Source organism: Pseudomonas sp. IT-P294, assembly GCF_949767865.1.
GTDB lineage: Bacteria > Pseudomonadota > Gammaproteobacteria > Pseudomonadales > Pseudomonadaceae > Aquipseudomonas.
The window spans coordinates 585,548-610,166 of record NZ_CATKQW010000033.1 but is presented as its reverse complement, the minus strand read 5'-3'; the positions used below and the strand labels follow the sequence as shown (position 1 = coordinate 610,166).

At 55.0% G+C, this 24,619-nt stretch carries 33 protein-coding genes, 1 tRNA gene and 1 pseudogene; 21 read left to right on the top strand and 14 right to left on the bottom strand.

Annotated elements, in window-relative coordinates; genetic code table 11:
- Nucleotides 1-41: 41 nt before the first annotated feature.
- Together ACM6I0_RS21875 and ACM6I0_RS21870 are read right to left on the bottom strand one after the other, a co-directional pair.
- Complete coding sequence (locus tag ACM6I0_RS21875) at nucleotides 42-998, bottom strand: sugar ABC transporter substrate-binding protein (protein ID WP_414923229.1); 957 nt, start codon at nucleotides 996-998, stop codon at nucleotides 42-44.
- Nucleotides 999-1,171: 173 nt separating this feature from the next.
- A complete protein-coding gene (locus ACM6I0_RS21870; RefSeq protein ID WP_414923228.1) occupies nucleotides 1,172-1,609 on the bottom strand; it encodes a hypothetical protein in 438 nt (145 codons plus the stop codon).
- A 347-nt stretch (nucleotides 1,610-1,956) separates the two neighbouring features.
- Between ACM6I0_RS21870 and ACM6I0_RS21865 the strand changes: the two genes are divergently transcribed.
- The 3 genes from ACM6I0_RS21865 (at nucleotide 1,957) to ACM6I0_RS21855 (ending at nucleotide 4,199) form a co-directional block, all read left to right on the top strand.
- Nucleotides 1,957-3,045: an asparaginase gene (locus ACM6I0_RS21865; RefSeq protein ID WP_285433177.1), complete on the top strand. Its 1,089-nt coding sequence runs from the start codon at nucleotides 1,957-1,959 to the stop codon at nucleotides 3,043-3,045.
- Nucleotides 3,046-3,265: 220 nt separating this feature from the next.
- The gene (locus tag ACM6I0_RS21860; protein WP_285433179.1) at nucleotides 3,266-3,505 is read left to right on the top strand and encodes a DUF1654 domain-containing protein; all 240 of its coding nucleotides are present in this window, start codon (nucleotides 3,266-3,268) and stop codon (nucleotides 3,503-3,505) included.
- A gap of 4 nt (nucleotides 3,506-3,509) precedes the next feature.
- Nucleotides 3,510-4,199, top strand: coding sequence for an endonuclease (locus tag ACM6I0_RS21855; protein WP_414923227.1), 690 nt, complete (start codon nucleotides 3,510-3,512; stop codon nucleotides 4,197-4,199).
- Between the two features lie 158 nt (nucleotides 4,200-4,357).
- Here ACM6I0_RS21855 and ACM6I0_RS21850 read toward each other — a convergent pair whose 3' ends face one another.
- Nucleotides 4,358-4,723, bottom strand: coding sequence for an SPOR domain-containing protein (locus ACM6I0_RS21850; protein WP_285433181.1), 366 nt, complete (start codon nucleotides 4,721-4,723; stop codon nucleotides 4,358-4,360).
- A 250-nt stretch (nucleotides 4,724-4,973) separates the two neighbouring features.
- Between ACM6I0_RS21850 and csrA the strand changes: the two genes are divergently transcribed.
- Nucleotides 4,974-5,168 (top strand): carbon storage regulator CsrA, encoded by a 195-nt coding sequence (csrA, locus tag ACM6I0_RS21845; RefSeq protein WP_007938114.1) that lies wholly within the window; start codon nucleotides 4,974-4,976, stop codon nucleotides 5,166-5,168.
- A gap of 196 nt (nucleotides 5,169-5,364) precedes the next feature.
- Here the strand turns inward: csrA and ACM6I0_RS21840 are convergent, their stop codons facing one another.
- Both ACM6I0_RS21840 and ACM6I0_RS21835 read right to left on the bottom strand, forming a co-directional pair.
- Entirely contained in the window at nucleotides 5,365-5,820 is a 456-nt protein-coding gene (locus ACM6I0_RS21840; RefSeq protein ID WP_285433189.1) for a DUF2214 family protein, read from the bottom strand.
- A gap of 386 nt (nucleotides 5,821-6,206) precedes the next feature.
- Nucleotides 6,207-6,401, bottom strand: coding sequence for a hypothetical protein (locus ACM6I0_RS21835; RefSeq protein ID WP_222585574.1), 195 nt, complete (start codon nucleotides 6,399-6,401; stop codon nucleotides 6,207-6,209).
- A 271-nt stretch (nucleotides 6,402-6,672) separates the two neighbouring features.
- Here ACM6I0_RS21835 and ACM6I0_RS21830 point away from each other — a divergent pair.
- The 7 genes and pseudogenes from ACM6I0_RS21830 to ACM6I0_RS21800 form a co-directional block, all read left to right on the top strand.
- Nucleotides 6,673-6,939: pseudogene (locus tag ACM6I0_RS21830) on the top strand (PAS domain-containing protein); the annotation flags it as partial.
- A gap of 216 nt (nucleotides 6,940-7,155) precedes the next feature.
- Nucleotides 7,156-8,238, top strand: coding sequence for a methyl-accepting chemotaxis protein (locus ACM6I0_RS21825; protein ID WP_414923338.1), 1,083 nt, complete (start codon nucleotides 7,156-7,158; stop codon nucleotides 8,236-8,238).
- Between the two features lie 149 nt (nucleotides 8,239-8,387).
- On the top strand, nucleotides 8,388-9,200 hold the full coding sequence (locus tag ACM6I0_RS21820; protein ID WP_414923226.1) for a S24 family peptidase: 813 nt from the start codon (nucleotides 8,388-8,390) through the stop codon (nucleotides 9,198-9,200).
- A gap of 41 nt (nucleotides 9,201-9,241) precedes the next feature.
- Nucleotides 9,242-9,448, top strand: coding sequence for a hypothetical protein (locus tag ACM6I0_RS21815; protein WP_208672175.1), 207 nt, complete (start codon nucleotides 9,242-9,244; stop codon nucleotides 9,446-9,448).
- 47 nt (nucleotides 9,449-9,495) lie between these two features.
- Nucleotides 9,496-9,741 carry a hypothetical protein gene (locus ACM6I0_RS21810; protein WP_285433195.1) on the top strand — a complete coding sequence of 82 codons (246 nt, stop codon included), beginning with the start codon at nucleotides 9,496-9,498 and terminating at the stop codon, nucleotides 9,739-9,741.
- A 370-nt stretch (nucleotides 9,742-10,111) separates the two neighbouring features.
- The gene (locus tag ACM6I0_RS21805) at nucleotides 10,112-10,786 is read left to right on the top strand and encodes a polysaccharide lyase family 7 protein (RefSeq protein WP_414923225.1); all 675 of its coding nucleotides are present in this window, start codon (nucleotides 10,112-10,114) and stop codon (nucleotides 10,784-10,786) included.
- 1,103 nt (nucleotides 10,787-11,889) lie between these two features.
- Nucleotides 11,890-12,114 carry a hypothetical protein gene (locus ACM6I0_RS21800; protein WP_414923224.1) on the top strand — a complete coding sequence of 75 codons (225 nt, stop codon included), beginning with the start codon at nucleotides 11,890-11,892 and terminating at the stop codon, nucleotides 12,112-12,114.
- A 131-nt stretch (nucleotides 12,115-12,245) separates the two neighbouring features.
- Here ACM6I0_RS21800 and ACM6I0_RS21795 read toward each other — a convergent pair whose 3' ends face one another.
- Entirely contained in the window at nucleotides 12,246-12,533 is a 288-nt protein-coding gene (locus ACM6I0_RS21795) for a hypothetical protein (RefSeq protein ID WP_414923223.1), read from the bottom strand.
- Nucleotides 12,534-12,727: 194 nt separating this feature from the next.
- Here ACM6I0_RS21795 and ACM6I0_RS21790 point away from each other — a divergent pair, with 194 nt between their 5' ends.
- Together ACM6I0_RS21790 and ACM6I0_RS21785 are read left to right on the top strand one after the other, a co-directional pair.
- Nucleotides 12,728-12,850, top strand: coding sequence for a hypothetical protein (locus ACM6I0_RS21790; protein WP_414923222.1), 123 nt, complete (start codon nucleotides 12,728-12,730; stop codon nucleotides 12,848-12,850).
- 81 nt (nucleotides 12,851-12,931) lie between these two features.
- A complete protein-coding gene (locus tag ACM6I0_RS21785) occupies nucleotides 12,932-13,312 on the top strand; it encodes a hypothetical protein (RefSeq protein ID WP_414923221.1) in 381 nt (126 codons plus the stop codon).
- Nucleotides 13,313-13,776: 464 nt separating this feature from the next.
- Here the strand turns inward: ACM6I0_RS21785 and ACM6I0_RS21780 are convergent, their stop codons facing one another.
- The 4 genes from ACM6I0_RS21780 to ACM6I0_RS21765 all read right to left on the bottom strand — a co-directional run bounded on the left by ACM6I0_RS21780 (nucleotide 13,777) and on the right by ACM6I0_RS21765 (nucleotide 16,480).
- Complete coding sequence (locus tag ACM6I0_RS21780; protein WP_414923220.1) at nucleotides 13,777-14,115, bottom strand: hypothetical protein; 339 nt, start codon at nucleotides 14,113-14,115, stop codon at nucleotides 13,777-13,779.
- Between the two features lie 124 nt (nucleotides 14,116-14,239).
- Nucleotides 14,240-15,034, bottom strand: coding sequence for a hypothetical protein (locus ACM6I0_RS21775; protein ID WP_414923219.1), 795 nt, complete (start codon nucleotides 15,032-15,034; stop codon nucleotides 14,240-14,242).
- A gap of 165 nt (nucleotides 15,035-15,199) precedes the next feature.
- Nucleotides 15,200-15,610 carry a hypothetical protein gene (locus tag ACM6I0_RS21770; RefSeq protein ID WP_414923218.1) on the bottom strand — a complete coding sequence of 137 codons (411 nt, stop codon included), beginning with the start codon at nucleotides 15,608-15,610 and terminating at the stop codon, nucleotides 15,200-15,202.
- 663 nt (nucleotides 15,611-16,273) lie between these two features.
- On the bottom strand, nucleotides 16,274-16,480 hold the full coding sequence (locus ACM6I0_RS21765; protein WP_414923217.1) for a hypothetical protein: 207 nt from the start codon (nucleotides 16,478-16,480) through the stop codon (nucleotides 16,274-16,276).
- Nucleotides 16,481-16,564: 84 nt separating this feature from the next.
- Between ACM6I0_RS21765 and ACM6I0_RS21760 the strand changes: the two genes are divergently transcribed.
- Nucleotides 16,565-17,488, top strand: a complete 924-nt coding sequence (locus ACM6I0_RS21760; protein ID WP_414923216.1) for a DNA cytosine methyltransferase — start codon at nucleotides 16,565-16,567, stop codon at nucleotides 17,486-17,488.
- Nucleotides 17,489-17,493: 5 nt separating this feature from the next.
- Here ACM6I0_RS21760 and ACM6I0_RS21755 read toward each other — a convergent pair whose 3' ends face one another.
- A complete protein-coding gene (locus ACM6I0_RS21755; RefSeq protein WP_414923215.1) occupies nucleotides 17,494-18,315 on the bottom strand; it encodes a hypothetical protein in 822 nt (273 codons plus the stop codon).
- Between the two features lie 59 nt (nucleotides 18,316-18,374).
- On the opposite strand from ACM6I0_RS21755, the gene ACM6I0_RS21750 reads away from it, so the two are divergent.
- Nucleotides 18,375-18,695, top strand: a complete 321-nt coding sequence (locus tag ACM6I0_RS21750; protein ID WP_414923214.1) for a DUF4406 domain-containing protein — start codon at nucleotides 18,375-18,377, stop codon at nucleotides 18,693-18,695.
- A 4-nt stretch (nucleotides 18,696-18,699) separates the two neighbouring features.
- Here ACM6I0_RS21750 and ACM6I0_RS21745 read toward each other — a convergent pair whose 3' ends face one another.
- Entirely contained in the window at nucleotides 18,700-19,101 is a 402-nt protein-coding gene (locus ACM6I0_RS21745; protein ID WP_414923213.1) for a hypothetical protein, read from the bottom strand.
- Between the two features lie 166 nt (nucleotides 19,102-19,267).
- On the opposite strand from ACM6I0_RS21745, the gene ACM6I0_RS21740 reads away from it, so the two are divergent.
- From ACM6I0_RS21740 to ACM6I0_RS21720, 5 genes are read left to right on the top strand one after another with little or no spacing between them, the layout of a single operon-like run.
- Nucleotides 19,268-19,594, top strand: coding sequence for a hypothetical protein (locus ACM6I0_RS21740; RefSeq protein WP_414923212.1), 327 nt, complete (start codon nucleotides 19,268-19,270; stop codon nucleotides 19,592-19,594).
- Between the two features lie 49 nt (nucleotides 19,595-19,643).
- Nucleotides 19,644-20,102 (top strand): hypothetical protein, encoded by a 459-nt coding sequence (locus tag ACM6I0_RS21735; RefSeq protein WP_414923211.1) that lies wholly within the window; start codon nucleotides 19,644-19,646, stop codon nucleotides 20,100-20,102.
- 51 nt (nucleotides 20,103-20,153) lie between these two features.
- Complete coding sequence (locus tag ACM6I0_RS21730) at nucleotides 20,154-20,519, top strand: hypothetical protein (RefSeq protein ID WP_414923210.1); 366 nt, start codon at nucleotides 20,154-20,156, stop codon at nucleotides 20,517-20,519.
- A gap of 40 nt (nucleotides 20,520-20,559) precedes the next feature.
- Entirely contained in the window at nucleotides 20,560-20,793 is a 234-nt protein-coding gene (locus ACM6I0_RS21725; protein WP_122838227.1) for a hypothetical protein, read from the top strand.
- Nucleotides 20,793-21,932 carry a tyrosine-type recombinase/integrase gene (locus tag ACM6I0_RS21720; RefSeq protein ID WP_414923209.1) on the top strand — a complete coding sequence of 380 codons (1,140 nt, stop codon included), beginning with the start codon at nucleotides 20,793-20,795 and terminating at the stop codon, nucleotides 21,930-21,932. Before ACM6I0_RS21725 ends, ACM6I0_RS21720 begins: the two co-directional genes overlap by 1 nt.
- Nucleotides 21,933-22,045: 113 nt before the next feature.
- On the opposite strand, the gene ACM6I0_RS21715 is transcribed toward ACM6I0_RS21720, so the two are convergent.
- A tRNA-Val gene (locus ACM6I0_RS21715) sits at nucleotides 22,046-22,122 on the bottom strand.
- A gap of 183 nt (nucleotides 22,123-22,305) precedes the next feature.
- Here ACM6I0_RS21715 and ACM6I0_RS21710 point away from each other — a divergent pair.
- Nucleotides 22,306-23,589, top strand: a complete 1,284-nt coding sequence (locus tag ACM6I0_RS21710) for an NAD(P)/FAD-dependent oxidoreductase (protein WP_414923208.1) — start codon at nucleotides 22,306-22,308, stop codon at nucleotides 23,587-23,589.
- A 57-nt stretch (nucleotides 23,590-23,646) separates the two neighbouring features.
- Here the strand turns inward: ACM6I0_RS21710 and ACM6I0_RS21705 are convergent, their stop codons facing one another.
- Complete coding sequence (locus tag ACM6I0_RS21705; RefSeq protein WP_414923207.1) at nucleotides 23,647-24,618, bottom strand: XdhC family protein; 972 nt, start codon at nucleotides 24,616-24,618, stop codon at nucleotides 23,647-23,649.
- Nucleotide 24,619: the final 1 nt, after the last annotated feature.

The following is a 24,619-nucleotide window of genomic DNA, read 5'->3' as shown; positions in this document are numbered from 1 at the left end:
GCTCGCCCCGACGGGCGAGCACCCTCGTGTGGCCGGAAGGATTACTTGGTGACCAGTTCCACCGGCGTTTCGATCACGCCATTGGTGCCGCTGTCGACCTTCTCGCCCTTGATGATTTTCAGCGCAGTCTCGATGCCGAACACGGCTTGCTTGGCGGCAAACTGGTCAGCGGTGGCCAGGACGCGACCATCCTTGAGCATCGGCTTGATGGCGTTGATGTTGTCGTAACCGACCACTTGCACCTTGCCGGCCTTGCCTGATGCACGCACCGCAGAAACGGCGCCGACGGCCATGCTGTCGTTGCCGGCCAGCAACGCTTTGACTTCGGGGTATTCACTGAGGATCGAGGCGGCAACCTTGTTGCCCTTGTCGATTTCCCAGTCGCCGGATTGCACGGAGACGATCTTGATCTTTGCCGCTTCCATCGCATCCTTGAAGCCCGCCGTACGGGCCTGGGCATTGGTGGTCGTGGACACACCCTCGATGATGCCGACTTCATCCCCTGCCTTCAGCTGCTTGGCCAGGTATTCGCCGACCAGACGCGCACCTTTGCGGTTATCCGGCCCTACGAACGGTACATTGATGTTTTTGCTTTTGACCACGGCCGGGTCCAGCTGGTTATCGATGTTGATCACGGTGATACCGGCATCGATGGCTTTCTTGATCACCGGCACCATGGCCTTGGAATCGGCTGGCGCGATGACCAGCGCATTAACCTTGGCCAGGATCATTTGCTCGACGATGCGCGTCTGGCCGGCGGTGTCGGTTTCGTCTTTGATGCCGTTGGAGATCAGCTCGAAATCGCCGGAGTGGTCTTTCTGATAAGCCTTCGCGCCGTCTTCCATGGTCAGGAAGAATTCGTTGGCCAGAGATTTCATGACCAGGGCGACTTTGGGCTTTTCAGGCGTCTCGGCGAAGGCCGATGAGACAGGCAGCGCGGCGGATGCGGCAGCCAGCATAGCGACAGCAAGAAGACGTCCAGCGAATGGCAGCTTCATGGGTTCACTCCGATCTTATGATTATTGTGAGCAACGCTTGCGCTGGCGAAGATTGCCGTGCGCCCTGCGATGGATCAATCCATCGAGAGCGTCGCGCAAACGTTTGCGTAGACCGAACTATGCGAACCCTGCTTTGATTTGTCAACGACCTGTATGGGTCTTACCGCTCTACGTTACGCCGTCGTGCTGACCAGAGCACCGGCGCTGGAGTCTTTGGCCAACTCTTTCACCAGGCTGCCCGCCACTTGTGCCAGGGCACCGTTCGTATCGGCTATCTGCCCCTGGATCGCCATGACCGCCGTGGCCTTGGCTTCCGGGGTCGGGTAAGACGCTGCCTGAGCTGCCGCCAGTTGTTGTTGCTCTTCACGCAACTGCTTCTGCAGTTCTTGCATGCGCTTAAGCAGCACCTGCACGGCAATGCTCTGGCTGCTTTTACTTTCTGATGGGCTTTTGTCCGGTGCAGCACCACCGGTTCTTACCTGGTTTTTATCCTTATCTGTCAGCGGAGTCGCGGTGTCGGCTGCTGTGTCGTTCAAGGCATTGATCGTCGCCGTGGTCTTGCCACCGATGGTGACTGCGCTTGGATTTGGAAAACCGACGGATAAAGACATGTTAACTCCCGAAAAGAAAAAATCCCTTGAAAGGGCATCGACCTTTGCGCCGGTTTCTTTAGCACGGATTTTCCATCTGACAAGGCGACTTACTCACCAGCAGTCGTAGGCCTTTTCGGAGAGCCGAACGAGAATCCTCAACTTATTCGGAATCCCGGACAACACAACGTTTAACGCCTGTAGTCCACAAGATTAATATTCATATAAATCATCGGTTTAAAAGTTTTTCTCATTCAACGTAGGGCTGGTACAGATCCTGCTCTTCTCCTGCACCCCCGGCGTTCAGATCTGCCTGGGGCGCATCTAGATGAACCTGCATCAGCACCGTCACTACTAGAGAGAAAATAATGAAATCTGCCTTCAACACTTTTATTCCGGGCGCCTTGGCCCTCTTGCTCCTGCTGCCTACCGCTCTTCAGGCAAAAGAAGTCGAAACTCAACAGAAACTGGCCAACGTGGTGATCCTAGCCACTGGCGGCACCATCGCCGGAGCCGGCGCGAGCGCCGCCAACAGCGCGACCTACCAGGCGGCGAAAGTCGGTATCGATCAGTTGATCGCCGGGGTTCCCGAGCTCAGCCAACTGGCCAATGTCCGTGGCGAACAGGTCATGCAGATCGCCTCTGAAAGCATCACCAACGACAACCTGCTGCAACTGGGTCGTCGCGTGGCTGAACTGGCTGACAGCAAAGACGTCGATGGCATCGTGATCACCCACGGCACCGACACGCTGGAAGAAACCGCCTACTTCCTGAACCTGGTGGAAAAAACCGACAAGCCGATCATCGTGGTTGGCTCGATGCGTCCTGGCACCGCGATGTCGGCGGACGGGATGCTGAACCTGTACAACGCCGTCGCCGTCGCCAGCAGCAAAGAAGCGCGCGGCAAAGGCGTCCTGGTGACCATGAATGATGAGATCCAGTCGGGTCGCGATGTCAGCAAAATGATCAACATCAAGACCGAGGCGTTCAAAAGTGCCTGGGGTCCACTCGGCATGGTGGTTGAAGGTAAATCCTACTGGTTCCGCCTGCCGGCCAAGCGTCACACCATGGATTCAGAATTCGACATCAAAACCATCAAGAGCCTGCCTGACGTAGAAATCGCCTATTCCTATGGCAACGTCAGCGATACAGCCTACAAAGCGCTCGCGAAGTCAGGCGCCAAAGCGATCATCCACGCTGGCACGGGCAATGGCTCGGTGTCCTCGCGCGTGGTTCCAGCCCTGCAAGCCCTGCGCAAGGACGGCGTTCAAATCATTCGCTCGTCCCACGTCAACGCCGGCGGGTTCGTACTGCGCAACGCCGAACAGCCTGACGACAAATACGACTGGGTCGTGGCGCATGACCTGAACCCGCAAAAAGCCCGCATCCTGGCGATGGTCGCACTGACCAAGACCAACGACAGCAAAGAGCTGCAACGGATGTTCTGGGAATACTGATTCGCCCTCGCCCGACCGGTTCCGGTCGGGCACTTTCCTCACCCCTTGCCAGCATTGGCAAGGGGTTCATACCGCACCTTCCCTCTTCCTGAAAAACTCCCCTTTGTCCTACACCAAACGGTAAAAACTGCTGTCAGAGGAATTTCTTGAATTTTAAGCAGTTGCGAAAATGCCTACAGTTAAATACTGTATGCACGTACAGCTTAATAAGGATAATTCCATGGCCACTTCCTCTGCCTCTCCTGACGCCTACGCACGCATGGGCCTGCGCGTTCAGAAAATCATCAATTCCCCTACTGCTCAGAAAGCCAAAGCCGCGCTGATCTTCCGGTTGCCGGACGAACCTGTGGATGAGTGGGAACAATTGCTCGAGGAAATCGACGAGAACGATAACGTCACCCTCGCCTATCGCGACGACGGTGGTGTGCAGATTTTCTGGGTTGTGCCGAAGGAAGATTGAGTCAATGAGTGTCCGCTGTTTTGCTTTGCTGTTTCTGTTTATCACCCTCAGCGCCCAGGCTGGCGCGCCACGCACTTTCAGCGAAGCCAAGAAAGTCGCCTGGAAGCTGTACGCGCCGCAATCCACCGAATTTTATTGCGGCTGCAAATACACCGGCAACAAAGTCAACCTGACGGCCTGTGGGTATGTGCCGCGCAAGAACGCCAAGCGCGCGGCGCGCATTGAGTGGGAACACATTGTTCCTGCCTGGCAGATCGGCCATCAGCGTCAGTGCTGGCAAGAAGGCGGGCGCAAGAACTGCACACGCTACGATCCGACCTATCAAAAGGCCGAGGCCGACCTGCACAACCTGGTGCCAAGCATCGGTGAGGTAAACGGCGACCGCAGCAATTTCAGTTTCGGCTGGCTGCCTGTGCAATCGGGTCAATACGGTTCTTGCCTGACCCAGGTCGACTTCAAGGCAAAGAAGGTCATGCCCCGCCCTTCCATTCGCGGCATGATCGCCCGGACCTATTTCTACATGAGCAAACAGTACGGTTTGCGCCTGTCGAAACAGGATCGCCAACTGTACGACGCCTGGAACAAGTCCTACCCGGTCGAAGCCTGGGAACGCCAGCGTAACCAGAGCGTGGCGTGCGTGATGGGCCGGGGCAACGAGTTTGTCGGGCCCGTGAACCTGAAGGCCTGCGGCTGATCAATCGCAGAAACGAAAAGGCCTCGGGTATTCACCCGAGGCCTTTTCGTTTCTGCCCCCTCATTGGACTAGCGATGTCATGCGCATCAAATGAGGACTGAGATTTTCTTGCGCCCCTGTTTAGGGTGTCCCGATGAAATGCTCCGCGAGAAACACTATTATTGGGCTGCGGGGTGTTCAAGGACCAACAGTTCAACGTTCTGTTTCTTTGCCCGGGTAAGCGCTGCTGCCACTTCCGCCTGCTTGGCCTCGGCCTCGGCTTTGGAACTGAATGGCCCGACCAGGATGCGCGCCTTGCCGTTTTCCACGACGACATTGGAAACAAAACTGTGCTCGATCAACCAGCCGCTCAGGTCGCTGACAGCCTGAGTCGTTTCGCCTCGCACTTCGAGATCCCATTGCGGCCCGACTGCCGCCGCTGGTGCGGAAACGAGTGCCGGTTTCGGCTTTTGAGCGTCAACACCCTTACCCTCGCCGCATCCAGCCAACGCCAATACTGCGATTACCAAGACCATTTTGCGCACAACGGTTCCCTCTGAATGCCGAAAGCGGCGATTTTAACATTCATGAATACTTCCCGAGTGCCGCAAAATGGGCTCAAAACAACGAGAATGATGGAGACGGCCTCTGTATAGTTACGCCTTGGGAATTAATGCAGCATCTGCGCGTCAGAAAGAGGCACCCAAACCGTGAGACTTCGCACTAATCTATACATAACACCGACCTCTGCACTGTTCGAATCAGGTGCCCTACAAAGCAATCAAGGAGAAGACCATGCTGATACTCACCCGCAAAGTCGGTGAAAGCATAAACATCGGTGACGACATTACGATCACCATTCTGGGCGTAAGCGGCCAACAAGTTCGCATCGGCATCAACGCGCCGAAAGACGTCGCAGTGCATCGCGAAGAAATCTACCAACGCATTCAGGCTGGCCTGACCGCTCCAGACAAGCCACAAACTCCCTGAATTCTGTTGCAGTCAGTAGCCAGCCTGTTCATCCCTGAACCACGGCTGGCTAAAGATTCAAGCGTTGCCTCGTCACTCGTTATTCGCCCGCGCCCTCTTTCTGTGTCAAATCTGCAGCCGATATTACCGGCACGCCCACAGCCGTGACTGTCAGACGTTTCCGATTAACCTCGAGGAAGAACGTGATCGGACTCGGTTAACCAAACGTAACGCCGCGCGCCATGCCTGTAGCAGCCACCACCATCAGCAACACCAGCAGCGCCTCCATATGGCTGACACGGGCGAACAGCTTCGCGCGCCCGCTATCGATCGCCGCGCCACGACTCAAGGCAACTCGCCATTTGATCAGCGTAATCATCGGTGCAACTTCGAGAAGCAGGATGAGCACAAAAAATGTCATCTTGAGATGGAAAAGGGGCTGATGGAGATAGTAATCAGTGCCTTTTTCGTACCCGCCGAAGGCTCGCATCCCACCGCTAATCAGTAGAACGACGGCAGAGATGCCCCACAGGTTGTCGGCCATCAAAACACTGCGCGCCTCCCCCGCCCCAGCCGCGAGGCGGCTGAATGCAGTCCCTCGAGTGAGCACCGCCCAGAACCCGATGGCAAAAGCCAGCAAGTGAATTGCCGCAAGCGACCAATGAACCAGCATCGAGACCTCCATCAGACAGCGTTTGAGTTTGGCCAGTCAGTAGTAGCCTAGAAAACTGCAGCTCGCCTGATTCTCATGAACGATGATTCGAAGGAGTGAGTCGATGACAGCGCTTGCCAAATTTCAGGCAAAAAAAAGCCCAAGCAGCTGATGGACGCTTGGGACTCAAAAATGCATAAACCGTGGTGGTGAACGCGGGGCGATAATACCCGAGCATTTCAGTTGTAACAATATATTTTGATCACTATTCAGTTAAAAATACTCGTAACCTATTAAATATCCACACAATTTTTATGGATCTTGGGGCAACCCCTATCGGCGACAGCCCCGAGCCTTTCATTCGAATCGCCCTATGCGCAGAGCCCAGCGCATTGGCTGGGCCCTGATTATCTTCGGTGTTCCATCATCTTGTCGGCGAGCGCTTTTGCTCTTTCAATCAACAGGTTTTGCCTGTCGTCATGAGTGACAGCCCCGACGACCGGTGCCGTCAGATTGCTTTCCGCGATCAACGCAGCGCAGAAGTATTGATCCCAAACCATCCGGTTTTCAGAGGCCTGTTTGTTCATCTGATTGGCGATCATATGCGGCTCCTTTTGGTGAGGTAGCACCGCTATCTTACGCCCCAATTGCGATCAACCTGAGCGCCGCAGACAATCAGCACGTACAGGACAGGGGACCACAAGCCAGGATCGCCTGATCGGTCATCAGCGAAATGGCTCAGGGAAGAAGGCGTTGATAGCAGCACGGCCATTCCTACACTTTCCGACGCGAGACAGGTTCATTTAGAAGGACTCGCTAACCTTTTGCAGGTTCGTGCCGATGCCTCTACCTTAGGGCATTGGAGCAATACAGATGAGAAACAATCAACCCGTTACACAGCGCGAGGTCAGCCTTGGACCTCAACAGAAACTCATCTCGACCACGGATTCGCGAGGGGTCATTACTTACTGCAATGATGCCTTCGTGGAAATCAGCGGCTTCAACAAAGCTGATCTGATAGGCGCCCCTCAGAACATCGTTCGCCACCCGGACGTGCCCTCGGCAATATTTGCGCATATGTGGGCCGCCCTCAAGCAGGGCAAACCCTGGATGGGCATCGTCAAGAATCGCTCCAGGAATGGTGATCACTACTGGGTCAATGCCTACGTCACGCCTATTTTTGAAGGCAGCCAGATTGTTGGTTATGAATCGGTCAGAGTAAAACCAGGCATTGAGCAGATCCGCCGCGCCGAAGCCCTCTACAAAAGAATAAGCCTGGGCAAGTCTGCCGTCCCCGGCAGTGATAACTGGCAACCCGCCCTCATGGACTGGCTGCCGTTTTTGACGATGGGCTTAGTGGGTACGTTGGGAGGTGTATTCCTCAGCACTCCCGTGGCGACAATAGTTGCCGTAGGCGTATCGGTGCCGCTAGGACTGATGGTTTCGCACCGGCAAAAGCGTGGCGCCCAAGACTTGCTGGACATGGCAGAGGCCTCCACTTCCGACCAACTGATTGCACAAATGTATAGCGACAAGCGAGGTCACCACGGGCGACTTGAAACGGCTTTCGTCAGTCAGGCATCACGCCTCAAGACTTGTCTGACGCGCCTGCAAGACACCGCTGAGCAACTGACCGGGCTGGCCGGGAGATCCGACGCTCTCGCCAGCGACAGTTCGCGCGGACTTGATCGCCAGCGAATCGAAACCGAGCAGGTATCGGCCGCCGTCAATCAGATGGCGGCGACCACTCAAGAAGTTGCAAGCCACGTCCAGCGCACGGCCGATGCAACTCAAGAGGCCAATGTGCTGACCAGCCGTGGTCGCGACGTTGCCCGGGACACCCGCGAAGCCATCCAGCGTCTCTCCGCCGTGGTCGGCGAGACAGGACAAACCGTTGCCCAGCTAGCCAAAGACAGCAACGAAATCGGGACGGTTGTCGATGTCATCAAAGGCATTGCCGATCAAACCAACTTATTAGCCCTTAATGCCGCAATCGAAGCCGCGCGTGCTGGAGATATGGGCCGGGGCTTCGCGGTGGTCGCGGACGAAGTGCGCCAACTGGCACAACGCACAACTGAGTCTACTGCTCAGATCCACGGCCTGATCTCCAAGTTGCAAGTCTCTTCCAATAATGCCGTGAAGACGATGGAGAGCGGCCATCGCCAGGCTGAAGAGGGGGTAACGTGGGTGCTGGAAGCAGACAAAGCGCTGGTTGGCATCAGTGAAGCCGTTGCCAACATCACTGACATGACAACCCAGATAGCAGCAGCAACCGAAGAGCAAAGCGCCGTCGCAGAGGAAATCAGCCGCAACATCACCACCATCGCCAGCCTTGCAGATCAGACATCCGAGCAAGCCAGGCATTCTGCCGAACTCAGTAAGGAGTTAACGCAGACAGCGACAACCCAGTACTCGTTGGTCGAACGTTTTAATCGATAACCCATCAGCCGCGACTGGTCCGTACCCATGCAGATTACTGGATGATCAATCCTGCTTTTAAACCAGTAATCTGCTCGATTCTTCGGGCCAGCCACGGCTTTGCACGCTATTTCGGCAAGAATCATTGAATTTCGAATGTTTACCAAGTAATGGCAATTTCCCTGAAGGGAAATAAAGGCTTTAATTGGAAGATGGAAATCAAAGACATACGCAGAGCCCGGGTCCGCCAAATCATCGAACGCGACTTCGGTGGGAAAGATGTTGATTTTGCCGCCAAGGTGGACAAGCAGCCGTCCTACATCTCAAGGCTATTCACTGATAAGGCAGAGCACCTCAGAAACATCGGGGAGAAAATGGCGCGCGACTTCGAAATGAAGTGCGGGCTTGAGCCTGGATCGCTGGATCGGCCATTAAGTGAGGGCGACCTCAAGTCGGCCGCAATCTCAGATGCAGCGACGCCGCGCATTCCGCCCGGAGTCGTCATGTCAGACATCGAGGTATGGGACGACGAAACCCCGCTCGATAACGACGAAGTTTACGTACCCTTCCTTCAGGAAATTGAATTGGCAGCGGGCTCCGGTCGATTCGCGATCGAAGAAAGCAACAGCTCTCGCCTTCGCTTCTTCAAGAAAGACCTTCGCCACAACAACGTGCAGTTCAGCAATGCGAAATGCGTGGTGGTCAGGGGAAACAGCATGCTCCCCGTGTTGCGTGAAGGTGCGACCGTGGGTATCGACGTCGGTAAAAACTCACTCGGCGCCATCATTGACGGCGACATGTATGCGATCAGCCATAACGGCCAGCTTCGCGTCAAGCAGGTTTACCGCCTGCCCATTGGCATTCGTCTGCGCAGCTTCAACCGTGACGAACACCCGGACGAGGATTATTCCTTTGCCCAGATCCAGGAGCAGCATATTGCGATTCTTGGGCACGTGTTCTGGTGGGCGATGTACTCGCGCTAACCATTGAAAGCCAGAATAATGCCCTGCAGAAGGGTTACTAAATGCCGAAGATAAAGCAGGAAAGCAAAGCAGTGACTGCTGCTGAAATTGAGCGCTCCATCCAGGCCCTGAACAAAATGGCAGAACGCCTTTGGGGAGATGGCCGGGAAGCTGAGGCGAAAGCCCTTCTCGATGCCCTGGACGCGCTTAACCGGGCGCTGGATCGAATCAGGATCGGGGAGAGTCGCAGGGTTGTGACTCTTCATTGAACTGCCACAGACTCAGTGAAGACCTAATGCTCGCGGAGGGACATTAAATGGCAGATCTGATGCAAGGGCTCGACGGCCCCAGAACAGCTCAGCAAGAGTTGTTTTACGATCTTGAAGACGCTACCGCCGTCATCGGCTGGGCAGTGGTTGAGCTGACCAACATGGCCAGCGGCAACAAATCGCGCGATGAGTCCATGGCGCTTATGAGGATCTGCGCGCTATTGGAGGCTCAGAAAGAAAAAATTCGCCTGCATGCGGATGAAGTCAAGGCAGGAAGGACTGTGCGAGTATGACGCGCAAATGAAGTGCCCAGCGGCGCTTACAGATGAAAAACCTGCTCACCCGCCGACCCCGCGTAGCCATTAATACCTGACCAACGAAGCCCGCCTACTGCGGGCTTTTTTTCGTCTTGAGAAAAACCAATGGAATCAGCTGTTTACCAACAACAGTCGTTTATTTACCTTTTTATTTACCATTATGCATTGACGCATTATCTGCAAATGGTAACTTTACCTCAAGCCAACGCAACTCTGGCCCACGCAAGAGCAGCTCACTGGAAAGCATCACTTCTGCCCATTCGATGATTGAGCAGTGGGATGTAGGCCTGCATCAAACGAGAGGCTCAACTGAGCAAGGCAATATCAACGGAATGAGGCACAAACCATGACTGTAGACATCACCAACTTCACCATTGCAACCCCGCTCCCGATCTCCGATACCAATCCGATAGCGCTTGAGATCATCGGCTGGCGCGCACTGATCGAATGCCCGGACATCGTCTCGATGCTGCCCGATGGCTCGCTGCAGATGACCGCGCCAACACTCGGCGCATCCAGCAAGAGCACGAAGCGCACCCGGTGCGAATGGAAGGAACCCGGTTACTGGCTGTTCTCCAGCGCAACGGACCACTGGAACCGTCAGGAGATGCGAGTGACCAAGGTCAACTCGCTGCAAAAGGTTGTGATCGCCCAGATTCACGTGAAGGATTCAGAACGACCACCCGTCAAGGTGTTCTGGAACAAAGGCAAAATCATCATGGGGTTCCGTTCGAGCTACTTGCAGGACGATCCGGTCAACTCGACAGTGCTGGAGAACGTGCCGCTCGGTGCACTTTTCAATATCAGCATTCACGCCAATTCGAGTGGCGCCGTTTCCGTTTCGGCAAGCTGTAACGGCGCTAAATCCGCTTCCACAATCATGCACCTCGACAACACCTGGGACACGAAAACGCTCGCCTTCCACGGCGGTGTGTACAACCAGATTGATTACTCCGAAAGCACCGACCCGGAAGACGGCTCGGTTTGCATCATCAGTGACCTGTCCATCACTCATGCCTGACATCGCCATTGCGTGCGATTGTGATTAACCAACACCAGGGGTCTGACTTGGAATCGGGGCCGCAGCAAACCCAGGCCGTCGCCACTGGCGGACCTGGGAATTTCACAGATTAACTTTTGTAGCGAGGCATAGCGGGAAGCTGACCGAAGGGAACCCCGGAAGAGAAATCAGCGCTGACTAGTCATCTCTATCATCGCGATCGCGACGGTGGTTGCGGTCATATCCCTGATCATTATCGCGACGCTCATATCTGCGCTCACGCCCTCGATCATCGTCCTCGTCTCGGTCATAGCCACGGTCGTATCCACGACCATGATCATAGCCCCGGTCACGACCGTACCTTTCTCCGTCATCCCAGTGAGGACCGCAGCCGCTTAATAGAAGAGAGCCAGAGATGGCCAGGAACATTATTACTGCACGCTTCATTTGAACGTCCTAAATGCGAAGGTCGGCGATATGACCGTGAGTCTGGTCAATGATTCAGTGGTGAGGGACGCGAAACAAAAAGCAGATCCAACGCAGAGTCATGCGCTTGCGCTGTCTGGAGGAGTACGACGAAAGCAGATCAGAAGGTGCAAACCTTATTGGACGGGACATTGTGATCGCTCGTAAGGACTACGAAGACCGCCACCGTCAGGGTCAGGGCATTGAGAGAGCACAGAAGACAGGCGTGTATGCAGGCCGTCCCAGTTGACGAGAAGCCGCACAGTCGCATCAAGGAATATCTCGTTGCTGGTATGAGCCCACGCAAGACCGCAACGACTGTAGGTTGTGCTCTGTCTACGCTGCAACGAGTCGCGAAGCAACATAGTTTCAGACAGCCCTAGAGCCTGCCTTAAGCGCGCTTCGTCGTCTTTGTGCCTAGGCGACGCTGAGTCTTCTTGGTTTGATGTTCAAGCCTGCAAATGCCTAAGGGTGCATATCATTCTTTCTATATTTAGGCGAGTTACATGCCAACCAGAGGCGACTCATTTAACACATGGGAGAAAATTCTGGAAATCTTCCAGTTTGCTACAATCACCGACGTTCACTCCCGTAGAAATTCACTCGTACAGGATGTACGGTCCCATCGTGTGACAAGGATACGCAAGGAAGAAACATTCATGTTCGAGAAGCACCCTGATCAAGCTCGAGAGCGCTGGCTTGTACTCTTGTCAGGAGGCGGTGCTCTGGTTATTGGTTTGATTTTTCTTTTTTGGAGGGGAGGAGCTGTGAGCTTTGCTTTTCTCTTGCCCGGACTTGCGTTTGTTCTAATAGCCATTTTTTGCAGTCATGAAGGATTCATGACTGCAATGCAGATTGGAAAATTTTTCCAGTGGTTTTCTTAGCTTCGTGGGAGGAAGGTTACTTCGAAGGGCGCTGCCAGTTCGCCAAAATTCCAGCCATGAATCCAAGACACCCACGAGAGTGGTCGAAATTGGGCGAAAAATGGGAATCTGGAAAACTCGCCCTCTCAGGGCTAGTACAAGATGATGATGCTCGCCACAACAGCTGCCAGAAATCCATACGGCACGTACGCCATCGGATAGTGGTAGGTCAATGGCAACCAAACGAAAAATACTGCACACACGGGCAGCAACAACCATCCGCGATTACGTGTAAGCCACTCATATCGACCGCTCAACCGGCGCACAAGCTTTCTCGCCGTAAAACCTATCACCAGCCCGGCGATGACAAATAACGCCGCGATCACCCACCACAGCCAAGATCCCATCGCCAACATCGACACTGTAATCAGTGCATTCATCGGTGGAAGTCCTTTTATTTTAATCGGCTGAGCTTACAGTCTCATCGCGAACCTGAACCAGCAGCTGGATCAGTACTTCGGCCAAGGCCGGGCGGTGGAAGAAGTCGCCGCCGGCGTCAGCGGTGAAAAGGCCGCCATGTTCGGCACCTCCCACAGCAACAAGCTGCGGATCGGGCGCAATAAGCAGGCCTCGATTGAAGGCGCTGGCCGACGCCGGCAAGACCGTCATAGAAGCAGCGAAAGAGATGGGCATGGAAACCAAGCGCGCTCGGCTGATCGCCCGTGAGAACGACATCAAGTTCCCAGGCCCGCCGTGAGACGAATCAGCAACCAGTTGCGCCAGCGCCGACGACAGACATGGCTGGATATACCGGCCCACGGAATTGAAGAGGCAGGCCATGGCCGAGGAACAGCAGCAGCCGACAGCAGAAGACATAAAGCAGCGCAGGAAGCGAGAGAAGGACGCGGCCAAGAAAGCCGCGCTTGGTATCGAGAAGTTCACGGTTGAGGTGGCCGGGGTGTTCAAGCCGGATGTGAAGAAGGTCATGAAAGCTCATGGCATCAACAGTCAGCAGGAGGTTCACCAATTGTTGCTGATGAACCTGATCGCCGCCGACTTCGAGACGCAAGCAAAGATGTTGCGCTGTGTCACGACACCTTTTGTTGTCAGCGAAAAGGTGTCGAGAGCATTTCACAACCAGAGCGTGCTACTCATCCAGCAGGATCCTGGGGATGACATCTTAGATCCAAGCTCGGATACCTATGGGCTCCAGTCGTAACTGGAGTTCTATCCGGCAATTCTGGGTAGAACGGTCATTAGGTTAAAGTTCGTTGAGATCGAATCCGGAGTTCGCAGAGCATTCGAGCATCTTGTTTAGATAGGTTGCTACGTTGCTGTTTTTCTCATAGATGATGCGCGCGTATTCATCAGAAGAAATGTGATCCGTATAACCGACAAATGTGCTGCCTGGCTGTTGAAGCTCGGTGCTATGAAGATGATCACGCCCTACGTACATAGCGCAGATGAGCTGACCTTGGACCTTTTCAGAGTATGCCGAGAGCATGGCCTAAGCTTGCACGACAGTCACTGCCCCAGCACCAATGAAGCTCTGTATTGCGTCGTACACGTTACCTGTCATTGCTAACTTCCTTCTTGAACATGTTGCTTTCCGGCCCCATGCAGGCCCCCCCGTAATACCCCACCCCAAACCAAATTGCCACCACCGGTCAAGGTGGGCGGCGCCTACTCGACTTTGATCTTCACGTTTGGCTCTGACGACATCGTCGGGCGACGCAACTCTGGATCGTTCGCATCAAGGCAACGGAATTGCAGTTCGGCATTTGCATAGCGACCGTAGCCGGAATCTCGAGATGCTTCTTTCACAGGCATAAGCTGCTTCCCTTTGTTTTCACAAAAGACATTGGCTTCCTGGTACAGCTCTGCCTTGACGGCGGCGCCACCGAAGGTGGTGAAGCTGCCATCCTTCGCGACCATGTATGTGTCGCGCCCCATCGGCACGATGCCCGGTCCAGCGCAGCCAGCGATAAGTAGAGTGATCGTTGAAACCAATAAAAGCCGCATCTGCAACATTCCTTGTGGTGTAGGGAAGCTGGCCATCACTCTGCCACACTCAAAAACATACCACCACTGTCGCATCCGGTCACGGAGGGCGGCGCCTGACTGGAGCGACGCCAGGCAAAAAGCCTTAATTGCTTGTGGTTGAGCGAGTATATCTGTTCGTCCATGTATGACTACATAGATCGCACCTGTGATACTCCGTCACCAAAAAATCGGTTTTTGTAACTCGAGCAAACTCCGTATAGCCAGTATTTTTATTAAGTACATTTTCCTGCTTGCTATATGTCCCCTTATACTCCTCATCTTCCTTTAAGAGCCTTATCTTGTTGGAGTTACAATTCCTACACCTAGAATCATTAGCACCAGAGTCTCCGATTGTAAAAGCAGCCCAAAAAAGTCCGACCGCGCCAACTGCGGCAAACAGCCAACCCAATGGAAAATAATTTCTCAGGGTGTGCTCAGACAGAATAAAAATGCCTGCCATACCAACTAGCATGCCGACCATCATGATCGCCAGCCCAGTCGTTTGCTTCTTTCTATCAATAACTTGAGACGGATGCAGTCTCTCAGTGATGACTCGCTGAAGGTCAGCGCTTTCTTTTATTTTTTGTTTCTCTTCTATTTTTGACTGAGATTCATAGTTACCGAGGTATTCAATATCCGGATTCTTCAGCCCACAAGGTAGATTTAGCACACCATCGCTAGTAAGGCCGATCCAATCTCGCAAAGTCCAGAAATCAACATGACAAGTTACATCAAACTCGTGCGACTCAAAATCAAAAACTGCAGTTTCATTGTTCAATATTTGTTTTTCAAAGGAGTCATCGAGATTCCTTCTCTTATCAAATATTTCCACTAAAACGGTAATTGGAACATGAGAGTACCCTTCAATTTTATCACTCCGCTTTACCGCTAGCCGCATAAGCTCTCCTTGAAATTACAATCTTTGCTTGGCCGCGAACCTACTATTAAGTCATTGCGCCTTTTCGACCATCATTTATAGCTCGACCACAACAAAATGGACAGCCCCTCCACAAGAGGCAAAGAGTCATAGCTAGCTACATATCTCATATCCCATTTCAACGAATCACGTCAGCCGGCTAGGATCATTGAGGTCGAGGATGAGCAGCAGTCGCAAAGCCTCTTCAATCGATTCAATACTGATTGCCCAGTGCTCAGCGTCTTTGTGTGACTTGTCGGTAAAGTTTTTTGGGAAAAGGGCCTCTATTGCCTCTATCTGAGGTCGATACCGGTCAACAACTGGCGGCCGCCAATGGAAGAGCAGCTTCTTGCGTGACGGTATGATCGAAAAGCACCACGCATCACCCTGGCTGACAGCAACAGAGCGCACCACCCCTTGCTTGGCTGCCCAGCAACTGACACTGCTCATGCAGGTGAAGGTGCCAATCAGCAACGCAAAGGCTTCCCGGACACCGCCGTCCTGGATGTACTCATAAAACTCAGCGATCCGCTCCGCATCGCCTGCACCTTTCAGCATCACGTAATCCTCCGAAATCCTACCGTCACTGTAGCCGCCCGGGCATGACCCGGCATAGGACGCCACGACTTCGAGGAATGGCAGGAGACGGTGTCGACTTTCCTGATCAACATTGCCGGCGCAACGGCCAGTGAGTCCGCCCGATTCGCCAACATATCGCGACACAAAATCACAATTAGCGAAAACGTCTCGCAAAAATTGGAGCTCGCCTACAGGCGAGAAAAATTGAAGTCGCTACCTGATGAGGACGCTAGTTGAGGGCCTCTCGCTGAACAAAGATGTGCACTCGGGCGGATGGTACATAGACTTCTGTAGGCCCTAACAGCGAAGTGCTGACCAGCTCTACAACCATCCCGTCTTTGGAAAGCCCGCAGCCTCTAATCTGGCGGTAGTCCTTCTTCGCTACGAGATCCATTTGTTCCTCCATCAGAGACGCCGAATCACAAATCACCGAACCCTTCGGCAAAAAGTGGCTTGCCGCTAATGCAGCGTCACTAAAAATGGCCAGTAGGCCAGCGTATACGACTAAACCAATTCGCATTTGATCCTTCCTTTGATTGTTGGCTGCCGAATCAAACACTAATTAATCGCAAATTGCCACCACCGGTCACGGAGGGCGGCGCCTGACTGCAGATAACCCACAGGTCGCCTAATCAATCGGGGTCATTCCTCGCGTTCTTTGCGAATCGCTTCCCCCCTGAGGAACCCAGCCTCTTTCGCTTCAGACTGTGTAGCAAACTCCCCAGCTTTTGTTGGCTTAGGAGCGTATCCGTCGACCTTCAGGTTAACAATGTCCCACCCGCTGACGAGGTTTTCGTTAGAGACGATAACTTCAACGCCGTTTCGGGACTCTTGTGCTGTAGTACCCATCTTTCTCTCCTTGATCCGGCTAATTGCCGGGCTCAACACAAATACCCCACTTCAACGAATCACGCCAGCCGGCGAGGATCCCCTATGTTCACAGCAATTGATTTGTTTTCCGGTTTTGGCGGATGCACCCGCGGTGGTGTCGATGCCGGACTCAAAGTGCTCTGGGCCGCCAACCACTGGCCAGCCGCTGTTGAGTGGCACACAAAGAACAATCCAGATACGCAGCACGTCTGCCAAGACTTGCACCAGGCTGACTGGTCGAAGGTGCCCAAGCATGACGTCATGCTGGCCTCGCCCTGCTGCCAAGGACATACCAAAGCCCGCGGCAAGGCATCCGGAAATCCACAGCATGACAACTCACGATCGACAGCCTGGGCGCCGGTGGCGAATGCAGAGGTGAATCGGCCCGACTTCGCGGTGATCGAAAACGTACCGGAGTTCATGGACTGGATTTTGTACCCAGCATGGGCAGATGCGATGCAACGTCTGGGCTACACGCTGGCACCACACATCGTTGACTGCGCCGACCTCGGCGTGCCGCAGTACCGCGTGCGGTTGTTCATGGTCTGCTCGCGCAGCAAGGCGCCACTTCACTTGCAGTTACCGCGATACCGGCACGTTCCCGCGAGCCAGATCATCGACTTCAATGCCGGCGAGTGGTCGCCGATCAATAAGCCAGGCCGCGCCGCGTCGACGCTGACCCGCGTGAAAAATGGACGCGAGCGATTCGGCGAGCGGTTCGTGATGCCCTACTACGGTTCCGGCTCTGGGCTTACAGGCCGCAGCCTTGATCGCCCAATAGGCACCATCACCACCCTAGACCGCTGGGCAGTAGTTGACGGTGACAAGATGCGCATGATCACCGCGGATGAAGCGATGGCAGCACAGTCCTTCCCTGCCGACACCCTCCGCCCGGACAACCACCGGTTAACCATGCACATGACTGGAAACGCGGTACCGCCACTAGCAGGTCGGCGAATCATAGAAGCGTTAAAAAAATCTGCATAATTTTGTCAAATAACAACCACTTCGTACTCCATGGCAATATCCCTGATGACCTGTCCGCCTTTTGGGGTAAGTTGGAACTTAGCATCAACTAAATCTCTACCCATTAATCCGTTTAGGCTGCCCAAAGAGATATTGCCCTGCTCGACAAGCCCCCTAAAATACAATGCCATATCCTCGAACGAAGTATTCTCAAGATTAGTGCCAGCCAATCTCACAACTACATTCTTTAGAATATTAATTCGGCCTAGCGTTAAATCGTACATAAGTATCAATTGATTACCAAAGGCACCATCATCCACATTATTCCTAGATCTCAGAAATCGATGCTCAATGCCAAACTCAGGCCCATTAACTTGCGCATGCACTACTGCTTGGAATGCTAAATCAATCCATCCTGCATCTAGAGTTAGACGTCCGCCGAGACTAATAGACGCGGAGGGCGGACCGCCCAACTCAGAGTTATGATCGACAAAATCCACATTATCGGGTAGGCGCCCCTCATGAAGAAGAGCGCATCGAAAGTAAGTATAAATTATTTGCTCTATCTGCTGTTGTTGTCCATCGAACTCGATACAAAGGCCGGAAGAGCCATATTCGCTGGGAGCTGCGGAATTAAATAGCAATTTATGTAATCTACCCCCTAGAAAATACGTAAAGGCCTCATTATCTCGCATATAATCATTTGAAATTAGTGATTTAGTTACGCCTTTGGGAAATGCCTTCCTAGAAGATGCAGAAATCGCGATCATTAAATTGGCGAACGCACCTACGTAGCGGCCGCCTTCCAACAGAACTTTTGAATCTTCAACTCTATCTTTAATACTCATCCTAACCTCAAAGATCGTGTTTGAGAAAAATAAATGTAGCTATTGGATTAAAAAGTGCCATGTATAAGTCACGCATCTACCTCAGCGGCCCTATGACCGGCCTGCCAGAACTCAACTTCCCCGCCTTCGCCGCAATGACTGCCAACCTCCGCGCCGACGGCCACACCGTCACCAGCCCCGCCGAGCTCAACCCTGACGGCGGCTCCTGGAACGACTGCATGCGCCGCGACATCGCAGCGCTGATGGACTGCGATACCGTGGCCACGCTCCCGGGCTGGGAGCATTCAAAGGGCGCCCGCCTCGAAGTGCTAATCGCTGAACGCCTCGGCATGACGGTTGTGAATGCCCACAATCTGGTATCGATGGAGATTGCAGGATGAGTAATTACTCTGCGTCTAAGTCCGCCCGGATGCGAGCAGCGATAGACGGCGCCCAATCCTGACCGGTAATTTGATACGTCGAACGCTTCTTGCTGACAATTCGAATCGAGTAGCTATCTGCGGATGGCGAGACAGGACTGACAAACAAACCAATGACCTCTCCCCAAGTGGCCATTCCGGCAGGTGCTTCAGACTTAATGACCCCAGCGCTTTTGTTAATTTCAACAATCGCCAAGCCTGAACTCATAGCACTCACCGAGGACTTCCACACCTCGTTGTAAGATTTATTTCGTACTTCAACGGTCACCCCACTATCAGTGGGTTGAAGCCCGTCAATAGTAGAACAAGCACCAATACCAAGGCACAACGCACCAACAGCTAAAGCCTTCGATACGGTTTTGATCATAAAGACACCCTCATCCCTTAGATTGGAAACTCAAGAAGTTTTGTAATTCAATTCTTGTAAACGGTTTTACCTGATGCTGGCAGCGAGCCAGAGCTTCGCATAATCCCCACAAAAGAAAAGCCCTTCCCCCTTCAAAGTCAGCCGCTATAGCGGCAAAGGAACAGTCATGCCTGAAGAAATCAAATTGATCCAACCAGCACCAGTTGTGCGTGACGAAATGGGTTCGTTCCAGCATCCCGATATGCCTGACTTCGACGAGGGCGACGGTGACAAGTGCAAAGCCTGGATGGCAGAACAGGGTTTGAAGGTGGCGATGGTGAGCCTTGAGTACGCCGACGAAGCCGTTGCAGATCGCTACTTCGACGCCGGCGATCCCGACTTCAGCTATTGGGAGCCTGACCGCCCCGAAGGCGAGGATTGGTTCTGCCTGGCGATTCACGACACCGACGACGGCCCTGTCTGCTGGTGTGCTCGCCGAGAGGTGACGCCATGATCGCCCTCGCCTGGTTCGCCTACGTGTACTGCTACAAGGGGCCGCAGTGATGAGTGATGCCCCTATTGAGCCGCAGGATTACATCTACGGCGTGAAGGTCGTCCAGATCGAAGACCTACGCGTAGCCAGAGGATTAACGAGGCGCCCGGCTTCCTCCTGCCGACACAAACAATTAGTTTATGACCAAGGCGAGCGGCGAGTCTGGTGCCAAGACTGCGAAGCCGAGGTAGAGGCTTTTGACGCCTTCGTTGGAATAGTCGAGGTTTTCAGCGCCGGCATGAGCAAGTTGAATACTCGGCGGCGCGAGCTAGCAGAAGCTGAATCATTCCAGATCCGCAGCAGAGCCGCGAAGGTCATGGATGAGGCATGGCGCAGCACGAAGATGGCGCCGCTCTGCCCGCACTGCAATGCTGCGATTCTTCCAGAGGACGTTGCCGGCGGCGTGGCAAGCACCTCGAAAGCCTTGGTTACCGCTGCGCGCAAACGCCAGCAGACGAACAAGTCCTAACCCCTCCCCCAACTTAGCAGCCTGCCGGTGTACGGCGGGCGAGGATTCGTTATGCCTGAGAAATCATCCATCCAAGACTTACAAGGCGCCGACCTGGCTCTCTGGGCTGCCCGCGCCCAGGGTATTGAAGAAAGAAAGCAAATCAAGCTCTACGCCTCGGGGCCTTGCTTGTACAGGGATACCGGCCCAGGCGGCGATCCATTTCCGTTTCGCCCCGACTCGCACCTGGGTGACGCGGCCATCCTCATTCACGAGATGGCAGGGGCCGGCATCCTGACCCTATTTGCGCATGGCGCGCAGTTCGAAGCCAAAGGCTTTGGGCATGTGGGCTTTTCGGGCTTGGCACCAGCAGCGCTGACCCGTTGCTACATCGCTTGGAAGCTCGGCCAAGACTTCACGGCGAATCCGACCAACTAACTCTCCCACCTTCTGCCGCCACGCGGCGCGGAGCATCATCATGGCAAAAGTCATTGCCCACATTACGGCCAGGCTGCCGCGCCTCATGGAGGCCGGCGAGTACAGGAAGCTGCGTTACGCCGGCGGCAAACCGAGTCTGCAACAGTTGAAAAAATGGATTGAGGAAGGCGAAGTGATTGGAGAGGTAAAGGGCGGGATGTACTTCGTGGACCTGCAGGCGGCTGTGATTGGATCGAATGATCCGCTGCTCGCCAAGATGATGGAGGTTGGCTGATGGCTCCCCCGCGCGCCAGGACAGTGAAGAACCGGGACCTGCCAGCGAACCTGTACCCGAACGGGAAATACTGGCAGTACAAAAACCCGATCACCGGCAAGAAGACCAGCATCAACAAGCCGATGGCGGAGGCCATCAAGCTGGCCAAGGCCGCCAACGCCAAGCTGCTGCCACTGCTGGCTGACAACGGGGCATTGCTGGCCATGCTCACCGGTGACGCTGCGCCAAAGTTCAGCGGCTGCCTGGAGCGTTTCGAGAAGGAATGGCTGACCACCAAGACCTACGCCGCGAGCACCTTGAAGGAAATCAAATTCAAGTTGGCCCGGTACCGCGAGGACTTGGACGACTTGATGATGGGACAGCTGGATGTGCTGACGGTGGCTGAGTACCTCGATGGTTTCGAGAACAACGCCTACACGAAGCACCGCGGGCTTCTGGTGCAGGTGTTCGCGTTCGCCGTGGCCAAGGGCCTGTGCGATCGAAACTCCGCCGAGCTCACCCTGGTCAAGAAGGAAGCAGAGAAGAAGCGCCAGCGGCACACCGTCGAGGGGCTGAACAAGATTTTGGAATACGTCGGGACGCCGATCTGGCTGAAGCGAGCCATCCGACTGGGGTTGCTGAGTCTTCAGCGGCGGGAAGATATCGTAATGTGGCCAAAATCGGCCGTGGACCTCGAGCAGAACACCATCAAGGTGTCGCCCGGGAAGACGCAGAACTATGGGAAGCCCGTGCACTTGGAGATTGTCATGGGCCATGCGCTGCGGGAGGTGGTCTTGGAGTGCATGAGATCGCCGGTCGTCTGCCCGTACCTGATCCACTACTCGCCAAAGGCGCGCAAGCGTACCCAGCTCGATGCCAAACTGCACTGGAACGCGGTGACGGCGGACTACCTGACCAAGTCATTCGCCCAAGCGCGGGACGATTCGAAGGCCTACGAAGAGGTGCCGGCCGGCGAGCGCCCCACGTTCCACGAGATCCGCGCACTCGGCGCCTGGCTGTACGAGCAGCAGGGGTTCGAGCAGGAATACATCCAAGGCTTGATGGGCCACGCAGATGTGAAGATGACCGAGCACTACCAGGCGGGGCACGGCGATGACGCGGTGGTTTACATGAAGGTCAAAGCCGACCTGAAGGTGTAGCGCGGTGGTCGTTTGCCCAAAATATTCCCAAAGATTGCCCAAACACCAGACAACAAAAAAGGGCCCACCTTTCGGTGAGCCCTTCTAGACCGCCCAGCAGAGCGGATTTTGTTTGGTAGGCGCGATTGGACTCGAACCAACGACCCCCACCATGTCAAGGTGGTGCTCTAACCAACTGAGCTACGTGCCTGCTGTGAGGCGGCATTCTACGGAATTCCGGAGGGGTGTCAACACCTTTTTTCGAGCTAACCCTATGAATATGCAAAATATTTAATTTCGCGGCGACAAAGAAGATTTTCCGGTGGCTGGCGGTCGATTTTTAACTCGGGTAGGATCGATGCACTCGTAAAATATATTAAACAGAGGCACCAGGATGGCGAACACCCCCTACCCAGAGTCCTATTACGCCGCATCGGCCAATGCGGCTCCGCCGCGTCCGGCCTTGCAGGGTGATGTAGAGACTGATGTCTGTGTGATCGGTGCCGGCTACACCGGCCTGTCCTCTGCACTGTTTCTGCTGGAGAACGGTTTTAAAGTGACCGTGCTGGAAGCCGCCAAGGTGGGTTTTGGCGCCTCGGGTCGCAACGGTGGGCAGATCGTTAACAGCTACAGCCGTGACATTGATGTGATCGAACGCAGTGTCGGGCCCAGGCAGGCTCAGTTGCTGGGGCAGATGGCGTTCGAGGGCGGGCGGATCATTCGTGAGCGGGTCGCCAAATATAATATCCAGTGCGACCTGAAGGACGGCGGTGTGTTTGCCGCCATCACGGCCAAGCAGATGGGCCATCTGGAATCGCAGAAACGCCTATGGGAACGTTTTGGTCATACGCAGCTTGAGTTGCTGGACCAAAAGCGTATTCGTGAAGTGGTGGCCTGCGATCAATACGTCGGCGGCATGCTCGACATGAGCGGCGGGCACATTCATCCGCTGAACCTGGCCCTGGGCGAAGCGGCGGCGGTCGAGTCGCTGGGCGGCACTATTTATGAGCAGTCGCCGGCGGTTCGCATCGAGCGCGGCGCGAACCCGGTGGTGCATACGCCCGAGGGCAAGGTCAGGGCCAAGTTCATTATCGTGGCCGGTAACGCTTACCTGGGGAATCTGGTGCCCGAATTGGCGGCCAAGTCGATGCCGTGCGGAACGCAGGTGATCACCACCGAGCCGCTGAGTGATGCACTGGCCAAGAGCCTGCTGCCCCAGGATTACTGCGTCGAAGACTGCAATTACCTGCTCGATTATTACCGCCTGACCGGCGACAAGCGTCTGGTCTTCGGCGGCGGTGTCGTCTACGGCGCGCGAGACCCGGCGAACATCGAAGCAATCATTCGACCAAAGATGCTCAAGGCTTTTCCGCAGCTCAAGGATGTGAAGATTGATTACGCCTGGACCGGAAATTTCCTGCTGACCCTGTCGCGTCTTCCTCAGGTCGGGCGCTTGGGTGACAACATCTACTATTCCCAGGGCTGCAGCGGCCATGGCGTGACGTACACGCACCTGGCGGGCAAGGTGCTGGCCGAGGCATTGCGCGGTCAGGCTGAGCGTTTTGATGCGTTTGCGGATCTGCCGCACTACCCGTTTCCGGGCGGGCAATTGCTGCGCACACCGTTTGCCGCACTGGGCGCGTGGTATTACGGGCTGCGGGACAAGTTCGGGTACTGACAGACACCAAAAACCCTATGGGAGCGGGCTTGCTCGCTCCCATAGGGGGGGATGGCGTTAGAGTCGATCCCGCGCGATACCGCTACGGATTCGCAGGATGTCGGCGAGTACGGCCAAGGCAATTTCAGCCGGAGTCTTGCTGCCAAGGTTCAACCCGATAGGCGCATGAATCCTCGCCAGATCGGCCTCTCCCAAACCACCAATCCTGCGCAGCCGCTCGAAGCGCTTTTGCGAAGTTTGCATCGAGCCCATCACGCCGATGTAAAACGCCTCGGTGCGCACGGCTTCCATCATCGCCAAATCGTCGATGCGTGGATCGTGCGTCAACGCCACCACCGCCGTGTCGCTATGGCAGCCGCCATCAGCAATGAACACTGATGGCAACTGACGACGTATCTCGACGTTTTCCAGCACCACACCTTCCAGCACTTCATCGCGCGGATCACAGAGAATCACCTCGAAACCCAGGCCTACCGCAAACTCCGCACATGCCTGAGCGACGCTGGAATACCCCGCCAACAGCAACCGTTGCGCCGCGCCAATCCGCACACGAACCCGATCGATCTCGCGTTCGATGCGCACGCCCTGCTCGCGATCATCCAACAGACTGCGCGCGCCGCTGGCCAGATCGACTTCACGGATCAGCCGGCGCTGGCCCAACAGCGCCGACTCCAGTTGTCGTAGATGCGCCTGCACCTCGCAATCAGGCTCAAGCCTCTCCACCAGCACATCGAGGACACCGCCGCAGGGCAGACTCACGCGAGAACGCGGGTCGTCACCTTCGCCGTAACGGACCACGCTGACGGCTTCATCAAACGCTCCCTCGGCGACGCGCTCGAGGAAGTCTTCCTCGACGCAGCCGCCGGACAGCGAGCCGATCCACAGGCCCTCCGTATTCACCGCCAGCATCGAGCCCGGCGCGCGCGGCGCAGAGCCGTAAGTGGCGAGCACCGTGCACAGCCAGATGCGCTGGCCGGCCATCGACCATTCCAGCGCCCGTCGTACCACCTGCAGATCGAGATGCTGCATG

What these genes read in the sequence shown, in the direction of transcription:
- ACM6I0_RS21875 (WP_414923229.1), bottom strand. Translation starts at nt 998, where the DNA reads ATGAAGCTGCCATTCGCTGGACGTCTTCTTGCTGTCGCTATGCTGGCT.
- ACM6I0_RS21870 (WP_414923228.1), bottom strand. Translation starts at nt 1,609, where the DNA reads ATGTCTTTATCCGTCGGTTTTCCAAATCCAAGCGCAGTCACCATCGGT.
- ACM6I0_RS21865 (WP_285433177.1), top strand. Translation starts at nt 1,957, where the DNA reads ATGAAATCTGCCTTCAACACTTTTATTCCGGGCGCCTTGGCCCTCTTG.
- ACM6I0_RS21860 (WP_285433179.1), top strand. Translation starts at nt 3,266, where the DNA reads ATGGCCACTTCCTCTGCCTCTCCTGACGCCTACGCACGCATGGGCCTG.
- ACM6I0_RS21855 (WP_414923227.1), top strand. Translation starts at nt 3,510, where the DNA reads ATGAGTGTCCGCTGTTTTGCTTTGCTGTTTCTGTTTATCACCCTCAGC.
- csrA (WP_007938114.1), top strand. Translation starts at nt 4,974, where the DNA reads ATGCTGATACTCACCCGCAAAGTCGGTGAAAGCATAAACATCGGTGAC.
- ACM6I0_RS21840 (WP_285433189.1), bottom strand. Translation starts at nt 5,820, where the DNA reads ATGCTGGTTCATTGGTCGCTTGCGGCAATTCACTTGCTGGCTTTTGCC.
- ACM6I0_RS21835 (WP_222585574.1), bottom strand. Translation starts at nt 6,401, where the DNA reads ATGATCGCCAATCAGATGAACAAACAGGCCTCTGAAAACCGGATGGTT.
- ACM6I0_RS21820 (WP_414923226.1), top strand. Translation starts at nt 8,388, where the DNA reads ATGGCAATTTCCCTGAAGGGAAATAAAGGCTTTAATTGGAAGATGGAA.
- ACM6I0_RS21815 (WP_208672175.1), top strand. Translation starts at nt 9,242, where the DNA reads ATGCCGAAGATAAAGCAGGAAAGCAAAGCAGTGACTGCTGCTGAAATT.
- ACM6I0_RS21810 (WP_285433195.1), top strand. Translation starts at nt 9,496, where the DNA reads ATGGCAGATCTGATGCAAGGGCTCGACGGCCCCAGAACAGCTCAGCAA.
- ACM6I0_RS21805 (WP_414923225.1), top strand. Translation starts at nt 10,112, where the DNA reads ATGACTGTAGACATCACCAACTTCACCATTGCAACCCCGCTCCCGATC.
- ACM6I0_RS21800 (WP_414923224.1), top strand. Translation starts at nt 11,890, where the DNA reads ATGTTCGAGAAGCACCCTGATCAAGCTCGAGAGCGCTGGCTTGTACTC.
- ACM6I0_RS21795 (WP_414923223.1), bottom strand. Translation starts at nt 12,533, where the DNA reads ATGAATGCACTGATTACAGTGTCGATGTTGGCGATGGGATCTTGGCTG.
- ACM6I0_RS21785 (WP_414923221.1), top strand. Translation starts at nt 12,932, where the DNA reads ATGGCCGAGGAACAGCAGCAGCCGACAGCAGAAGACATAAAGCAGCGC.
- ACM6I0_RS21780 (WP_414923220.1), bottom strand. Translation starts at nt 14,115, where the DNA reads ATGCGGCTTTTATTGGTTTCAACGATCACTCTACTTATCGCTGGCTGC.
- ACM6I0_RS21775 (WP_414923219.1), bottom strand. Translation starts at nt 15,034, where the DNA reads ATGCGGCTAGCGGTAAAGCGGAGTGATAAAATTGAAGGGTACTCTCAT.
- ACM6I0_RS21770 (WP_414923218.1), bottom strand. Translation starts at nt 15,610, where the DNA reads ATGCTGAAAGGTGCAGGCGATGCGGAGCGGATCGCTGAGTTTTATGAG.
- ACM6I0_RS21765 (WP_414923217.1), bottom strand. Translation starts at nt 16,480, where the DNA reads ATGGGTACTACAGCACAAGAGTCCCGAAACGGCGTTGAAGTTATCGTC.
- ACM6I0_RS21760 (WP_414923216.1), top strand. Translation starts at nt 16,565, where the DNA reads ATGTTCACAGCAATTGATTTGTTTTCCGGTTTTGGCGGATGCACCCGC.
- ACM6I0_RS21755 (WP_414923215.1), bottom strand. Translation starts at nt 18,315, where the DNA reads ATGAGTATTAAAGATAGAGTTGAAGATTCAAAAGTTCTGTTGGAAGGC.
- ACM6I0_RS21750 (WP_414923214.1), top strand. Translation starts at nt 18,375, where the DNA reads ATGTATAAGTCACGCATCTACCTCAGCGGCCCTATGACCGGCCTGCCA.
- ACM6I0_RS21745 (WP_414923213.1), bottom strand. Translation starts at nt 19,101, where the DNA reads ATGATCAAAACCGTATCGAAGGCTTTAGCTGTTGGTGCGTTGTGCCTT.
- ACM6I0_RS21740 (WP_414923212.1), top strand. Translation starts at nt 19,268, where the DNA reads ATGCCTGAAGAAATCAAATTGATCCAACCAGCACCAGTTGTGCGTGAC.
- ACM6I0_RS21735 (WP_414923211.1), top strand. Translation starts at nt 19,644, where the DNA reads ATGAGTGATGCCCCTATTGAGCCGCAGGATTACATCTACGGCGTGAAG.
- ACM6I0_RS21730 (WP_414923210.1), top strand. Translation starts at nt 20,154, where the DNA reads ATGCCTGAGAAATCATCCATCCAAGACTTACAAGGCGCCGACCTGGCT.
- ACM6I0_RS21725 (WP_122838227.1), top strand. Translation starts at nt 20,560, where the DNA reads ATGGCAAAAGTCATTGCCCACATTACGGCCAGGCTGCCGCGCCTCATG.
- ACM6I0_RS21720 (WP_414923209.1), top strand. Translation starts at nt 20,793, where the DNA reads ATGGCTCCCCCGCGCGCCAGGACAGTGAAGAACCGGGACCTGCCAGCG.
- ACM6I0_RS21710 (WP_414923208.1), top strand. Translation starts at nt 22,306, where the DNA reads ATGGCGAACACCCCCTACCCAGAGTCCTATTACGCCGCATCGGCCAAT.
- ACM6I0_RS21705 (WP_414923207.1), bottom strand. Translation starts at nt 24,618, where the DNA reads ATGCAGCATCTCGATCTGCAGGTGGTACGACGGGCGCTGGAATGGTCG.